Raw genomic sequence first — 15090 nt, forward strand, 5'->3', positions numbered from 1 at the left:
ATTTTGCCGTTCGAACCGTTTTGTCTAATAATGATAGCACTCTATGCCCACCCCCAATTCATTTCTATTGTTAATGATGTGATGCCCGCACCTAAGACAACTCCAACCGAGTCATTTCTGGCCGCATCAATGGAAATAAAATCGCCAGACCATTTTACAGGCTGACCTCTTTGTGTCTTAAAACTTGGCTGACTAGGATTATTATCCATAATGAGTGTTTCTTGTAATCGCTCCAAGCGGATGACATCATCCCCAATCGTAAAGCTAGTTTCACTAGTCGAGTTGCCACTTATGGTAATCTTTGGAAAAGCAATGGCTGAACCTTGACTTCTAAAAGTACCACTAGTCCTAAACACCTGCGAGGTCGTCGTTTTGAACCACTTGGTTGGGTGACAAGAAAATGTAACCTTAAACTCATACACCCCCAGCTTATCCTTTTGAACTGGAGTATGGTGTACCTTGTAACACCAAAAGCGTATGGTCTTGAAACTAGCGTTCTCAAGCCAAAATCCTTCTTTCAAAAATAGCTTCAAAAAGGATAATAACTGTTCTTCACTAGGTTTTACAAGATAGAGGGTGTAGCTCAGTTCCATGACACTTCTGCGAGGATTGGTTTGAAGAACCGCTCCTGACAGGCCTTGGTGTTCTATCAATTGCGTCTTACTTTCACTTACTGTGATTGAAGGACTATCTTCCACGATTACCTTAAAAGGAAAAGAACTCGTGGACACTCCACCAATGGTTAATGCATTATGTTTAATCATGGTTTCACTCCTCTCAATCCTTGTTGACGTTCTAATTCATACACTAGTTTTTCTCCAACCATCTCCGCTAGTCGGTGAAGGTCAGTTTCTTCTCTTATCGTATTTCCAGTAATGGTGATGTGAATGGTTGGTAAATTGCTTGTCATGGTCTTTGCGATTCCTCGACCAATTGCACCCAATGTTTGTTCATTCAAGGGCAAGACTGCTTCTTTTCCAGCCTCACCTCCAACCATTAGGCTATTGCCATTCATTCCAAATGCAGTGGGCTTGGTTAAAATTCCACCTTTGGCATACCAATCAATGGAGATTCTCGGAATACCGCCCTTCAACCAATCGAGTGGATTGGCAGAACCTGATACTCGAAAATGAGGAAGGGGAATATGTGGCCATCTGATTTGGAAGTTAAAAAGATTTTTAATGGCATTGATGGCATTACTCACGGCATCTCTTGCACCATTGATAGCACTTGAAATGGTATTTTTCACACCGTTCCAAACAGATGAAACTGTATTGGATATCCCATTCAGAATATTGGATACGGTACTACTGATACCATTCCATATGGTTGATACTGTTGAACCAATCGCAGACATAACACTGGAAATTGTCGACTGAATAGCTGACCAGATAGATGAAATGACAGAACTAATGGCAGATAGTACATTTGAGATGGTATGCTTGATACCTGTCCAAGCAGTTGAGATGTACTGGGCGATGAAATTGAGGGCTAAGGAAATAAGGGACTTGATGCCCTCCCATGCTATCGACAAGACCTGTTTGATGGTTTCCCAAGCGCCAGTCCAATCACCAGTGATAACCTGCATGACTGCCTTGATGATACCAAGTACCACATTGATAGCAGTCTCGACCACAATCTTTATCATCTCCCAAGCGGCTGTGATGATGAGTTTGATATTCTCCCAACTTGCTTGGATGAGCGGTCCAAGAATAGTCATCACCGTTTGAATAACCGTATTGATGGCATTCCATACCGTGGTTGCAGCATTTAGAATCAATTGCTGGTTTTCAGTCCACCATGTGGTTAGCGTTCCCCAGATGGACATAACAAAACTAGAAATCTGCTGGATGATCATGGACAGAAAGGCATAGATACTATTCCAGATTTCCGTCACAGCCGTTCGAAAGCCTTCGTGATTCGTCCAGAGTTCTTTTAACCCAACAATCAGTAAGGTAATGGCAGCTACAATACCAACAATAATCCCCACAATCGGCAAAAATGCCGTTATCATTCCAACAACGGTTGTCCCCATAGCGGCTGCCGCAACCTGTAAGCCCAAGAAAATAGGAAGTAACATACCTACCACGGCTAAAATACCTGTGAAGATAATGACGACTTCCTTGATGGGACTGGATAAGTTGGTAAACCAAGTCGCTAGTTGACTAATAATGTCTGCCAAACTTTGGAAGACTGGAATAAGGATCTCCAGAATCGGTTGACCGATTGCTGCTAGAGCATTAGTTCCAGACTGTCTTAAGTTACCCAGAACGTTTTCCAGTCCATCTGATTCCCTTGCAGCTTGTCCCAAGGCTCCAGAGAGTTCATTGCCGTCCTCTACCATTTGAAGGAGGGTTAACTGCTTCTGAGCTTCTGATAGTTCATTGAAGGACTTTCCATAGAGCTTGTTCGCCGCTGCATTACGAGTGGTTTCTGTCGCAGAAATACCTAGAGCTGCGTCATTTTCATAGTTTCCTTTGAGGAAGGACTGCAGGTTTTCGGTGACTTCTTCGATGGATTTGTCGTAAAATGCTGCCCCATCAGCCGCTGCTCTGGTGGCACGAGTGGTCAGATCCAAAGCCTGAGCCGTATCCATCCCAGAGGTTTTGGCAAAGGAAGCCATCTGAGTGAAGGAGCCTTGAAGACGCTCTGGAACAATGTCCATCTCTTCCCCAATCCTATTGAGTGCATCCTTAGCAGCATTCTCCATATCCCCAAAGACGGTAGAGAATTGGGCATTGCTGGCTTGAAGTTGAGCTGCCGCAGACATGGACTCTGTTCCGACTTCGAAGATTTTCTGAGAGATGTCTGCTAGCTTCTCACTGGTCGCTTGAAGTGCCTCAGCCCGAATGGTGTCAGACATGGCTTTCATGCCATCTTGAGCACCATCGGCAGAGGATTTGGTCTGATCCATCTCGTTGTTCAGGTTATTGAGAGCGGTCTTTGCTTGATTCAACTCAGCTTCCATCTTATTGGCTTCAATGGAATTCTCACCATATTCCCTCTTTGTCAAGGCTAGTTGCTTTTCGAGATTGGAAATTTGTTTAGAAACAATTTCTGACTGTGCTCCAATCTTTTGTTGGGCTATGGCATTGCGTTCTGCTTCGGAACTATTGGATGACAAAGCACTTTCTTGTAACTCAAATTGCGACGTGACCTTGTTCATCTCACTTGCTAATTGCCCCTGCTCCACTTGGAGTTTATCTAATTGTTGAGCCGCTGAACTACTGGCTCGACCGTGATTCTCAAGTGTTGATGACACATCAGCTAACTTAGTTTCATAGGACGTTAGCAGCCTTTGAGTAGTTTCCACCTCCCGTTGAAAGGCTCTGTACTGGTCTGCTCCAATGGTACCTGCCTTAAATTGAGCTTCCACCTGTGATTGGGCTTGACGGAGCGTTGCCAATTTTTCTTTGGTTGTCTCGACTTGTTTTGCCAAGACTTCCTGCTTTTGAGTAAGGAGGGTGACATTGCCTGTATCAAACTTGAGAGCCTTATCAATCTGTCTTAGTTCTTTGGTAGCTTCAGAGGCTTGTTTGTTTACACCCTTAAGTGCATCTTGTAAGGGTTGGGTATCGCCACCAATTTCAATCGTAATTCCCTTTATGTTTCCAGCCATAGTCCCTCCTTTCTACCATCAGAAATTATCAAAATCAGCTTGAGTTGCTGGGCGTGTTTGAGAAGTTTCCCGTGTACGCATCTCCACATAGTCTGTTTGGTAGTCAAGTGCCATCCCAATAGAGATATGTTTTAAATCGTCAATGGTCAGACCAGTCTCCTTACAACAGGAGAAATAACTCTCTACTGTGAAGATTTCTTCACTCGCTGTTTCTGTTTCATCTGCTTTTTTCTGGTTGACATCCCTTGGTTCAACATATTCATCAAAACAGGGGCAATATCCTGCACTGGAAATTCCTCCAATTCCATGAAGAAATCCACAAAAGGTTTCACACGAGGATTGGCAGATTTGGCAAAGACCCAAAAAATCCGATGGAAAAATGTCATATCGAAATCAGACAGAATAGAAACATCAATATGATGTGCCTGTAAATCTTCTCCTTCTTCCAACTGGTCTAGCTTATCCAAGATAGCTTGACTATTGACCATAGAAAAGAGATCTTGGAAATAGTCCTTACCAAACTGCTCTTTATAAGCAATTGGTGTGTAGGCATTGGTTGCTAACTCGTAGGTCGTGCCTGCTATGGTAATACTTTCTCTCATTGCCTTCTCCCTTACTTACGAGGTTCAAAAACTGCCTTGAACCAATTTTGACGAATCTCATCACTCGTTTCCTCTGTTGTTCGTCGACGTACAACCTTATCGAGTGGGCGAGGACTAGCAGTAAAGGTCAACTCTACCTCATTGATATCCGAACCTGACTTGGTTTTTGAACCAACAGCCGGACGAGATGCGTAACAATAATACAAAACGTGTAATGTTTCTTTTTTATCCCCTTCAAAACGGAACATCAACGCAAAATTTTTCTTTTCGCTATTTGCGATTTCTGAAATGGTATTTGTCGTCGCATCCAACTGCTCTCCGAGGACTCGAGTCAAAAATTCCTGCGTTAGAAGAGCAACTTTTAGTGTTCCTTCATAACCATCGTTTGACTCCGTTGTATAAAAATTGATATTGTCTGCCTTATAAGAACCCTTGTCACCTGTTGGTTCAAGGGTTAATTCCGCAGCACCACGAAGGCGTTCCACATTGCCGTATGTCAACGTACCATCAGAACCTTCGCTTGTAACTTCTGCCCAATGGACATCTTGTAGTCCAAAGGTAACCTTATTCTTTTCAGCCATATTATCCTCCATGTAATGTGATGTAATAGGTTATTTGGTAGAGTTTCTCAGATGAGATATAGGTTTCTACTTTTTCAAAATAAATAAGGTGGCTGTCAAATAATGACTCCACCTTTTGTTCAGTTGCTAAATCTTTCTTAGTAGTATAGAGTTCCACTTGCAGGTTATTCTGCTTATGATAGGTCCAATTGTCTGCACCATGATTTTCTGAATCAGTTACCAAATAAACCAGATACGGTGGTCTTGGACGACTCCCTTCTTCAAAATGATGGTAGGCGACTGGGAGCTGTAATTCTTTGAGAATGGAGTACATTTCACTTAGTAACATGTCTTATCACACTCGCTTTCTCAGCTTTTCTTCTAAGGATTGTATCGCTTGTTTCTCAACAGGTGCGATATGCTTGATTCCCTCAACTCGCCCACCAGAGCTTTTGGCATGACCATTTTCTAATAGATGCGTCAAGCCTGGTGTTCGATTATGAATGGTTTTGGTTAAACCTGTACTGGTATCAATCGTTGCTTTACTCTTCCACCCTTTGGCATAAGATCCACTCTTTCTAGGTGACGTTGCTTTCAAGGTTTCGATTGATTCCTCAGTGACTTCCTCTACAACTTCACGCATCACCTCTGTTGTATCCTGCACATACTCAGCTAGCTCATTTGCGATGGCAGATTCTAGTGCACCCAATTCAATTCTAGTCATAAATCTCCTCCTTAATGGCGACGATGTAAATCAGTTGCCTTGGCACTGTATCTCCATCAATCGACTCAATCTCATAGGTTTGACCACGAAATTGAATGCGTGTCGTTAAGGAATGAAGTCCAAGAATTGCTTTTTCATACCTGAGGGTGAACTGGACTTTCTCTTGTTCCAGTTTCGTCACCCTCCCATCCCTTTCGGTCAAGGTGAGAGGACGGCAAGAGCACCACCGTTCTAATAAAGGTATCCATGTCGAACTTTCATTGCCAATCTCATCTTGAACAATCTGTCGAACATGAAACGACAAGCGTTCCCTCAAAGGTGCAATCTTCATCAGAACACATCCTTTCGTTCAGCCAACAATAAGTGATAAAGCGTCTCCTTCAACTCTCTATGATTTGCATCTTCTCTATGTTCATAAAGATAGGCAACCCCGTATAGGATTGCCGTCTTTAGAACTTCTGAATAAATTGATTGACGTAAAATATCTTCACAGAGTCGTTGACTGGTTTCAAGCAATTGCTCAATCAATCCATCCTCAACATCATGTTCCACTTTGAGATACTGTTTTGCTTCTGCTAAACTGACCATCATTACTTAGCCTTCACAGTTAAAGTCTTAACGGCTTCAGGTAGGACTAACTTACCATCCACACGTTGTGAAGCAAGAAATCCAATCTGTCCATTATTGGCATAGAGTTCATTCAGACGTTTGAAGGTACGTCCCTGACGATCCGCAATCCAATAATAAGAGAAATCACCAAATGCAATGGCTTTATTTCCTGCTTCAGGTAGTGGAGCAAAGGTTGATGTGTAGTATGGACGATTTAAAATCAAATCTGGTTGTCCAGCTTGTGTGGATGGCTGCCAAATGTAATTACCGTTGTTGTCCTTGAGTTTACGGATAGCTTTGACAGTCGTATCATGTAAAATCCAAACTGCGTTCTTACGATAGGGTGCTGGTAGAGAATGATACAATTCAATCATGTCGTCAAAGGTAATATCCTTTGTAGCAGTCGTTGGACCTGTAACTTCTGCCTGAGTAAAGATTCCAGTTGGTTTCTTAGAACCATCACCAATCAAGAATGCCTTTTCTTCTTCCGTTCCAATACGACGAGCAAATTCAGCTGTCATATAGGACTCAAGGTCAAAGACTGAATCGTTAAGCAACTCTTCTGAAATACGAATGGCAGTCCCAATCTTATGAGAGTCGAGTGTCACCTGACCAAAGGTTTCTTCTGTTTCTGGATATAAACCATTTTCATCCATCCATGAGGCTGATCCATGTCCAGTCACAACAGGAATCTTTCGCTCACCACTAGATGTTTTGATAACAGTCGCAAGGCTACGGAAGAAATTCTCTTCTTGTAATCCTTGAACTAGTTTCTTCTCATACTCATCAGGAACCAGATGACCACCTTCGGTATCTTCCCCAACTCGAAGGACGTCTTTAACATCAAAGAAGTGACGCTTACGGACACTTGTCCAAAATGTCTTGGCATAGCTATCTGAAGCCACACCCTTCTTTTCCTCTTCAGTAGTCTTGTCATTCAGAACTGTAGTGGGCTGCCCAATTAGAGCCTGTGAGGCTGGTTGAGAAAGTTCAAGGTCAATCTTTTCTTGTCGCTCCAACCGGGCAATCTCTTGATTGTAGAGGTTGATTTTTGCTTCCATGTCATCATAGCGTTTAGAATCCTCCTCTGATACCAGTCCATCTTCTGAGCGAACAGAATCAAGGAAGGTTTTTGCTTGTTGCCAAGCTTGGTTACGTTTTTCTTTCAATTCAAGTAATTTAGACATCAGTTCATATTCCTTTCGTTATTTGAGCAAATTCAATCGTTTTTCCAACTGATTGATAGGGATTGTTTTCTTTGGTTGTTGGACTTCAAGTTTCGCCTGCATTTTTACAAGTAAATCTTGTTGGGCGGCGGTTCGACTGAAGGAATAGCTCTTAGTCTCCTGTCCTTGATCCTCTTGTTTGTCAAAGAGAATCTTGTCCGCAAAGCCTAGTTCAACAGCCTTTTTGGCATTGAACCAAGACTCTGAGTCCATGAGGTGCGAGAGTTTGGTTCTTGAAAGTCCTGTTCTTAGTTCGTAGGCATTGATGATGGATTCCTTAATCTCTCCCAACATTTCAATGACCTTCTGCATGTCCTTGGCTTCACCTTGTGCCACAGTCCAAGGGTTGTGAATCATCATCATGGCAACTGGACTCATAGAAACCGTTGTACCTGCCATGGCAATGACACTCGCAGCACTTGCGGCTAAGCCATCAATCACTACATGGACATCACCTTTGTAATCCATTAACATGTTATAGATTTGAGCAGCCGCAAAAACATCACCCCCTGGACTATTAATCCAAAGGGTGATATTTCCGTTTCCTGCATGTAAATCATTTTTAAATACCTGTGGCGTGACTTCATCGCCAAACCACGTCTCATCAGCAATCTGTCCTTCTATACGAAGTGTTCGACCACTATCATCGTCTGTAAAATTCCAAAACTTATGCATCCATATCCTCCTCAGATTGAGTTTCTTGTTCTGGCGGTGCTTGTTTCATAAAGCTACCCGCATCCTTCAGTTTCGTCATGTTCCCATTTATCAAATAGAGATTGCCACCTTCCTCATCTGAAAGGAGGTTCAAGTCCTCAAGTTCACGAATATCATTTGTCGATAGCCAGCCATTTTGTCTCCCAATCGCATACCCATTCATTCGACTCTGATAATCACCACGAAGAAGACCATCCACATTAAACTTCACAAAGTGGGTTTTCTTTTCTTCAGGTAAAAAAAGAGACCTCTTGAAAGCTTGTTCGAGACGAACCACCCAAGGGTCTAAGGTATATTTAACAAATTCTAAAGACTGTTGCTCAATGTTTGAAAATGAGGATTTCTCCAAATCGCCAACCATATGAGGTGGAATGCGGTAGAGCCTTGCAATTTCATTGATTTGGAATTTTCTTGTCTGAAGAAACTGGGCTTCTTCAGGTGGGATACCTACTTGAGTGTATTTCATCCCTTCCTCAAGAACTGCTACTTTATGGGCATTGGTTACCCCATTATAGACTGCATTCCATGAATCTCTCACTCGTTTGGGATCTTTGAGAATACCTGGGTGTTCCAAAACGCCACCTGGATTTGCACCATTTTTAAAGAATGATGCCCCATAGTTTTCTGTAGCCAATGTCATACCGATAGCATTTTTAGCAAGAGCTATTGGAGAATAACCTATCAAGCCATCAAAACCCAAACCAGGAACATGGAGAACATCATCTGCTTTCAATATAGCATCTCCTTTTTCCCTAAAGTTTGGATTTTCCTCTGACTGACGCTTGTATTTGTAATAGAGCCTACCACTCTCATCTCGATGAACTGACATCTTATCTGGTAAAAGTGGGTAAAGACTTATAACCTGTCCACTCCTATCTCGGATAATCTGGACATAGGCATTGCCCCATATCAGTAGATGGGTCATCAAGGTTTCTCTAAAAACAAAGGATGACATCTCAGGGTTAGGTTCATCATGCAAGAGAAAATAAAGGGGATGTTCCACCTTTTTCTCCTTTCCAGTTGCCGTTCTCTCATAAACATGAATGGGTAGTGAAGCTACTGCTTCAGCCAAGATGCGGACACAAGCATAAACAGCAGTCGTCTGCATAGCCTTAAACTCATCCACATTCTCCCCACTGGTCGTTCGTCCAAACAGATATGAAAAGTCCTGACCTTCATAACTATTTCGTGGTTTATCCCTAGCTCGCTTACGTCCCAGTAAATCTAGTAGTCCCATAGTTCCTCCTTTTGAGTACGAAAAAAGCACCTCAATTGAAGTGCTTATCGTTTGTTCCTAGATGTTTTTCATCTCTCCTTCTTCAAGAAGATACCATGTTCTATCACTTTCTTGAAAAAGATAAATGTAATCTGCCAGGGTATCCTCTGCCAATTGACTGATGTCACCGATGAAACGATGTTGCTGGGCATTCCCCTGTAAGTCATCGTGTTCAATTTTGTCAAGACTATCTTCAAGCTGAATGATATCACCTTTCTGAAGTAATGCACGAATTTCTTTGCTTGATTTAAAGTTTTTCTTTAGAAGTTCCCCAGTGTATTCTGGATATCCTTCATACGCTACCTCGATTGTTTGTGCTGTATGGTTTTTCGTCAATAATCCAATCCGTGCTTTTGTTGCCATCGTCTTGTTCTCCTCTTCTTTTTGTAGTCACATATTACCGTAGAAGCAAGGACTTATCAAGTCATTTTGGCGATATTATCAACTATTCTTTGAACACTTTGAATAGAAAAAGCACCTCCGCTTGGAGATGCCAATATTAGTTCACATCATTATCTTCTGCGATATCTCTCAATAACGCATCAATGTTAGAAGTGCCATGTAATACTCGAAGTACAGTTACAACCTCTCCAACAAAACGATAAAATACAACATAGTTTTTAACAATAAGTTTTCGAATTACAATACCCTCACTCTCAAACCCTTCAAGAATAGGACAACGTTCTGGAAATGTCGATAAGGATTTGATGGATTTTTCAAAAAGATGGAGATTTTTATCTGCTGTTAAGGGAGATTGTAACTCTATCGCAATAAAGCGATAAATGGCAGTTAAATCTTCACTGGCTTGTTTTGTCAATCTCACAGGATATTCTCTCATTAATTTACCCCTTTAAAATCTTTGAAAAAATCTTCCACCAAAATCGTTTCTTCCTGATCCGCTGCGTGATAGCTCTGCACCAACATGTCTTTCAATTCACCAGCAGACAGAGATGAGACATCCACAGAAGAAGGTGCTTGTGGTAAGGCAATATCAAACGGAATGCTTCGTGTCATAGAAACCTGCTTTAATAGTAGGGTAATCAATGTAGACATAGGCATTCCAAGCTCTTTCAAGACACTTTCTGCATTTAATTTATCATCCGAATCAACACGTACATTTAAAGTGGCTGTTTTTCCCATACTACTTCTCCTTTGAATTTTGTACTGCAATTGTAACGTATTTTGCTTTATTTTGTCAACTAAAAACTCAATATACCACGTTCATCATAAACACTTCCTTCTTCGGTTTGGTGACGAATACAACGGTCCAGCCCCATAATGAGTGCAACAATACCGTCAATCTTCTCGACTGACTTTTCCTTATCAGGCTTAATATTGCCAGCAGGGTCTTGTCTCATGACTACGTTTTGTCCCATCCATTTCAGAACTGGATGCCCACCATGTTGAATCTTGCCTTCCATCATAAGTTTATAGAGTTCCTTTGATGGTGGACTCATATCCTTGTATCCCTGACCGAAAGGCACCATGGTCAAGCCCATTCCTTCTAGATTCTGAACCATCTGTGTCGCATTCCAACGGTCATAGGCTATCTCCTTGATATGATAGATTTCCGATAAGTCTTCAATAAATTTTTCGATAAAACCATAATGAACGACATTACCTTCTGTAGTTTTGATGTAACCCTGACGCTCCCAAACATCATATAGAACATGGTCACGTCGACATCTAAGCTCCAATGTATCCTCAGGTAGCCAGAAGAAAGGTAGAACGATATAGTTTTCCTCTTCAAATCTAGGAGGGAACACCAAGACAAAAGCTGTTATATCTGACGTACTAGAAAGATCTAAACCTGCATAACAGCTACGACCCTTGAGACTTTCATATTGGATGGGATCATTTCCCTTCGCATAAACATGTTCTGGAATCCAAGCAACACTTGAGCTTGTCCACATATTTAGACGGAGCTGCTTAAATACATTCTCTTCTGCAGGATTGTCTAGTGCCTGTTGGTAGGCTTCTCGAACTCGGTCAATCCCAATAGTATGCCCTAATGAAGGGTTGGCTTTGAGCCAGTTAGCTTCATCATTCCAATCATCTTCATCAGATAAACCATAAACCACTGGATAGAATGAAGTGTCCTTCTTTCTACCATTCAGAATATCCAATGCTTTGGTATGTAATTCATAACAGATAGAGTTTCTATCCGTTCCAGCTGTTGTGATAATAAAAAAGAGGGGTTGTTCCCTTGCGTCTCCTGACCCCTTGGTCAATACATCATACAAATGACGATTAGGTTGGGCGTGGATTTCATCAAAGACCAAGCCAGATACGTTTAGTCCATGTTTTGTCCCAGTCTCTGCAGAAAGAACTTGGTAAAAACCAGCGTTAGAATAATTTACAATACGCTTGGTTGCTCCCATTATCTTTGAACGCTTTTCCAAAGGGCGACTCATCTGCACCATTTGCTTGGCTACATCAAACACGATTGACGCTTGGTTTCGGTCACAAGCCGCACCATAAACTTCTGCACTGGCTTCATTATCCGCATATAGTAGATAAAGAGCGATAGCTGCCGCTAGCTCTGACTTGCCATTCTTCTTTGGAATTTCTATGTAGGCTGTCAGGAATTGACGGTTGCCATCTTCCTTGACAATTCCAAATAGGTCACGGACAATCTGTTCCTGCCACGGCAACAAATCAAATCGCTTTCCTGCCCACTTGCCTTTGGTGTGGGAGAGGTTATTGATAAATGTTACTGCCCTGTCAGCCTTTGCCTCATCGTAGTGTGAGGTTGGAAGCATGAAGGGACTTGGTTCATAATGATAACTCATAAAATTCCTCCTAACAGATCTTCCATTTCATCACCAGTACCAACTTCCGAATCCATCGTTGCTAATCGGTTTCGTGCTGAAGGTGTCAAACCAAATTGTTCACAGAATTTAAGCATGATTTTGAGGTTAGTCTGGCTGATAGAGACTTGAGGAACTTGTTGGAGATAGCCATTCGGAGTTTTGATAATGGAGCCATGCTTGGAAAGGAACTCTTCTGCCTCTTTCCAGCGAGCGTAGGCTTGACAATATCCTGCAAATGCAGTCATGTCCATTTCGGTTAAAATTCCCATCTGTTCGAGAATTTTTCCCATCCGTTTCCACTCCTTTTTTGCATCATCTTCAAGCCACTGTGGGCAACGTGGGGCTTTTTGTTTGGGTTTGACTTCATTCGTAGGGAGTGGTCGCTTACCAGGATTTCCCTCAAGTATTTTCATATTCGTAGGCTTTGGTTTTCGCCCCCTGATTGCCACAATCTCACCTCCTTTAGAGTAAGAAAAAAAGAACTCGATTCGAGTTCTTTCTTAAAGTTCATTAAAGTTATCAAGAACAGCCTGTCAGACAGTTCTGTCAATATCGTCCATGTTATCTATTTTGTATCCATATCTATATTAGTAGATATATTTACCATCTCGCTTGTCAGTCAGTATTGGATTTCTAGCACCGTATATGTTTCTTGGGTCCGTTGTACTTTCACGGAGAAACTCACAAACGTAATGCCTATCACCAACCGTTCGAGTCATTATTTCCCACATCTTACTTTACCTTTTCCACGATATCTATTCCATACAAAACATTCAGACAACTGCCGTTTTCCCACTTAACTAAGAGTGAACCAATGTCATCCACTCCAATAACTGTACCAAGTGTTCCTTTAGGAACTGGATATGGATCATCCATTTTTACTAATCTAACCTTTGTACCAACCGGATAGATTGTCTTTAGGTTGTTGAAAATTTTTGCGTCCATGTTATTCTCCAAACATATCGAATGCCCACTTGACAGCGTGACCAAGATCCGTAACAATTATTGATTCCTTGTATATTCGGTTAAGTCGGCATTCAAATAATTCAAATTCTTCAAGGCTATCAATGATTTCGTAAATCTCAACTACTGTTTCTTTGTCTCCTTTGGATGCAACGATAACCCATTCCTTGTAAGGAATGATGCTTGCGGTTGTTGGGTAGAGTTCATATAGTTTTTCAAGTGTTGTTGTCATGGTTTTGTTCCCCTCTTCTTTTCTTGTGTACATATTAACTCTAAAGGAGACTTATATCCAGTCATTTATAGATTATTTTGACGATATTTTCGACTATTTTTCACTTCCTAGAATGGCACATCCAATAGCATAGACAACTGTTACCGTCACTCCATTTCCAGCTTGTTTATACAGTTGGGCATCGGAGTTTACTGCTTGGGCTTTCTCGAATAAATCATCCGAAAAACCTTGTAGTCGAAAACATTCTCTAGGGGTTAAACGTCTAATTTTCACCACTCGATCATTCCAAACCACAGCACCCATTTGACCACCGCAGGATAGGTTATGGGCGATTCCTTTCCCAACTCTTGCTCGTCTCGTTGGAGAGTTGGGATAAGATAAATCCACTGAATCACCTACCTCAGCAACTTGATAACCTTGCTTTGTACCATTTCTGACCTTGATACCTTCAAGAACGCCATGGCGGTCTTGAGAGGTCAATGTGAACATTGGCTCATCCTGTTCCTTGAGCCTACGTCCATTTTGACGCTTATTGATTCGATTGGGTGTCAGAATAGGTTGAATTTCGAGTACTCCAGAATTCATAGCCGTCCGCTTTGTAGCTCCAGCAGTATATCGTGCAGTGATACAACGTGCCTCATCTGTCAACTTTGGTTCTGTCAAAGATTGGTCAATCAAATAAAGACCAGTCTTAGCTCCCAGTCCACCACCCGCACCAACAAGGGTTGTGGCAATTCCACTAGGGTCGTAGACACGATAGCTTTGCATACCACCTACAAGTTGCTTAAGATGGCTACCGCTTTCTCCGCTGATAGGTAGTACTTTTCGTCGACCTCTACTTCTAAGATGTCCGATAGTGTAGATGCGTTCTCGATTTTGGGGAACTCCGTAGTCTTTTGAATTGAACACTTGCCACTCGAGGTCGTACCCTGCTTCATCCAAGTTAGAGAGATAGTCGAGATAATCTCGTCCCCCGCCACTTGATAAAAGTCCCTTAACATTTTCAAGGAGTATCCACTCGGGTTTATCTTCTTCCTCTTGGCTTTGGATGATGTCAACAAATGTAAAAAAGAGTCCACTTCGCTCACCGTATAGGCCTGCTCGCTTTCCTGCGATAGACACATTTTGACAAGGGCTTCCCGCACACCAGAGATCTGCTTTTGGAAGTTGTGTTGGGTCAATGCTTGTGATGTCGTCATGAAACCATTCTCCTTTCGTGTCGTACATTGCTTCGTAAGATTTTCTTGCAAACTTATCCTTTTCACAGTAACCGATACATTTGAAACCAGCTAATTCCAAACCACGACGAAAACCACCCACTCCTGCAAAGAAATCAAGAAAGGTTAGGCTCATACCGTCTCCTCCATCATTGAATAGGCTTCATCAAAGGTCAAAGTCTGTCCATCACGCAATACCGTCACGTTGTCGTTTCCTGTTGACTCTATATAACGTTTGACAATGACATCCACAAATTTCTCATCCAACTCAATGCCGTAACAAACCCTTCCAGTTTGGTCTGCGGCCATTAGGGTCGAACCAGAACCAAGGAATGGATCAAGAACAATTGTCCCACGCATGGATGAATTTTGAATAGGATAGGCCATGAGCGGAATTGGTTTCATTGTTGGGTGGTCTTTACTAGATTTTGGACGGTCATATTCCCAAATGGTTGTTTGTTTACGGTCACTGAACCATTGATGTTTTCCCTTTTGTTTCCAGCCATAAAGACAGTTATGAGTAACAATTCCATCT

At 42.0% G+C, this 15090-nt stretch carries 19 protein-coding genes and 1 pseudogene; all 20 read right to left on the reverse strand.

What is annotated here, in order from left to right; genetic code table 11:
• Positions 1 to 41: 41 nt before the first annotated feature.
• Positions 42 to 764, reverse strand: coding sequence for a phage tail protein (locus tag K6V43_RS07515; RefSeq protein ID WP_029180492.1), 723 nt, complete (start codon positions 762 to 764; stop codon positions 42 to 44).
• On the reverse strand, positions 761 to 3619 hold the full coding sequence (locus K6V43_RS07520; protein ID WP_222382495.1) for a phage tail tape measure protein: 2859 nt from the start codon (positions 3617 to 3619) through the stop codon (positions 761 to 763). The genes K6V43_RS07515 and K6V43_RS07520 overlap by 4 nt, the downstream gene beginning before the upstream one ends.
• 182 nt (positions 3620 to 3801) lie before the next feature.
• On the reverse strand, positions 3802 to 4221 hold the full coding sequence (locus K6V43_RS07525; protein WP_099877356.1) for a hypothetical protein: 420 nt from the start codon (positions 4219 to 4221) through the stop codon (positions 3802 to 3804).
• 11 nt (positions 4222 to 4232) lie between these two features.
• Positions 4233 to 4802, reverse strand: coding sequence for a major tail protein (locus tag K6V43_RS07530; protein WP_205040901.1), 570 nt, complete (start codon positions 4800 to 4802; stop codon positions 4233 to 4235).
• A 1-nt stretch (position 4803) separates the two neighbouring features.
• Entirely contained in the window at positions 4804 to 5130 is a 327-nt protein-coding gene (locus K6V43_RS07535; RefSeq protein ID WP_222382496.1) for a hypothetical protein, read from the reverse strand.
• Positions 5131 to 5136: 6 nt separating this feature from the next.
• Entirely contained in the window at positions 5137 to 5505 is a 369-nt protein-coding gene (locus K6V43_RS07540; protein WP_099776618.1) for an HK97 gp10 family phage protein, read from the reverse strand.
• The gene (locus tag K6V43_RS07545) at positions 5498 to 5836 is read right to left on the reverse strand and encodes a head-tail adaptor protein (protein WP_222382497.1); all 339 of its coding nucleotides are present in this window, start codon (positions 5834 to 5836) and stop codon (positions 5498 to 5500) included. The genes K6V43_RS07540 and K6V43_RS07545 overlap by 8 nt, the downstream gene beginning before the upstream one ends.
• Positions 5836 to 6093, reverse strand: a complete 258-nt coding sequence (locus K6V43_RS07550) for a head-tail connector protein (protein WP_222382506.1) — start codon at positions 6091 to 6093, stop codon at positions 5836 to 5838. Before K6V43_RS07550 ends, K6V43_RS07545 begins: the two co-directional genes overlap by 1 nt.
• A 2-nt stretch (positions 6094 to 6095) precedes the next feature.
• The gene (locus K6V43_RS07555) at positions 6096 to 7301 is read right to left on the reverse strand and encodes a phage major capsid protein (RefSeq protein ID WP_105243675.1); all 1206 of its coding nucleotides are present in this window, start codon (positions 7299 to 7301) and stop codon (positions 6096 to 6098) included.
• An 18-nt stretch (positions 7302 to 7319) separates the two neighbouring features.
• The gene (locus K6V43_RS07560; protein WP_222382498.1) at positions 7320 to 8015 is read right to left on the reverse strand and encodes a head maturation protease, ClpP-related; all 696 of its coding nucleotides are present in this window, start codon (positions 8013 to 8015) and stop codon (positions 7320 to 7322) included.
• Positions 8008 to 9291, reverse strand: coding sequence for a phage portal protein (locus K6V43_RS07565; RefSeq protein ID WP_222382499.1), 1284 nt, complete (start codon positions 9289 to 9291; stop codon positions 8008 to 8010). Before K6V43_RS07565 ends, K6V43_RS07560 begins: the two co-directional genes overlap by 8 nt.
• 57 nt (positions 9292 to 9348) lie before the next feature.
• Positions 9349 to 9693, reverse strand: a complete 345-nt coding sequence (locus tag K6V43_RS07570) for a hypothetical protein (protein WP_192369624.1) — start codon at positions 9691 to 9693, stop codon at positions 9349 to 9351.
• Positions 9694 to 9829: 136 nt separating this feature from the next.
• Positions 9830 to 10153: a type II toxin-antitoxin system RelE/ParE family toxin gene (locus tag K6V43_RS07575; RefSeq protein ID WP_337250535.1), complete on the reverse strand. Its 324-nt coding sequence runs from the start codon at positions 10151 to 10153 to the stop codon at positions 9830 to 9832.
• A gap of 14 nt (positions 10154 to 10167) precedes the next feature.
• Positions 10168 to 10470, reverse strand: coding sequence for a type II toxin-antitoxin system RelB/DinJ family antitoxin (locus K6V43_RS07580; protein ID WP_192369628.1), 303 nt, complete (start codon positions 10468 to 10470; stop codon positions 10168 to 10170).
• Between the two features lie 59 nt (positions 10471 to 10529).
• On the reverse strand, positions 10530 to 12122 hold the full coding sequence (locus tag K6V43_RS07585; protein WP_222382500.1) for a terminase large subunit: 1593 nt from the start codon (positions 12120 to 12122) through the stop codon (positions 10530 to 10532).
• Complete coding sequence (locus K6V43_RS07590; protein WP_003058374.1) at positions 12119 to 12592, reverse strand: phage terminase small subunit P27 family; 474 nt, start codon at positions 12590 to 12592, stop codon at positions 12119 to 12121. Before K6V43_RS07590 ends, K6V43_RS07585 begins: the two co-directional genes overlap by 4 nt.
• Positions 12593 to 12875: 283 nt before the next feature.
• Positions 12876 to 13088 (reverse strand): DUF4314 domain-containing protein, encoded by a 213-nt coding sequence (locus K6V43_RS07595; RefSeq protein ID WP_024418902.1) that lies wholly within the window; start codon positions 13086 to 13088, stop codon positions 12876 to 12878.
• A 1-nt stretch (position 13089) separates the two neighbouring features.
• The gene (locus K6V43_RS07600; protein WP_024399323.1) at positions 13090 to 13338 is read right to left on the reverse strand and encodes an Nmad4 family putative nucleotide modification protein; all 249 of its coding nucleotides are present in this window, start codon (positions 13336 to 13338) and stop codon (positions 13090 to 13092) included.
• Positions 13339 to 13431: 93 nt separating this feature from the next.
• A complete protein-coding gene (locus K6V43_RS07605) occupies positions 13432 to 14691 on the reverse strand; it encodes a DNA cytosine methyltransferase (protein WP_222382501.1) in 1260 nt (419 codons plus the stop codon).
• Positions 14688 to 15068, reverse strand: a pseudogene (locus K6V43_RS07610) (DNA-methyltransferase); the annotation flags it as partial. The pseudogene K6V43_RS07610 and the gene K6V43_RS07605, both read right to left, overlap by 4 nt.
• Positions 15069 to 15090: the final 22 nt, after the last annotated feature.

It is taken from the genome of Streptococcus suis, from assembly GCF_019794615.1.
GTDB lineage: Bacteria > Bacillota > Bacilli > Lactobacillales > Streptococcaceae > Streptococcus > Streptococcus suis_AI.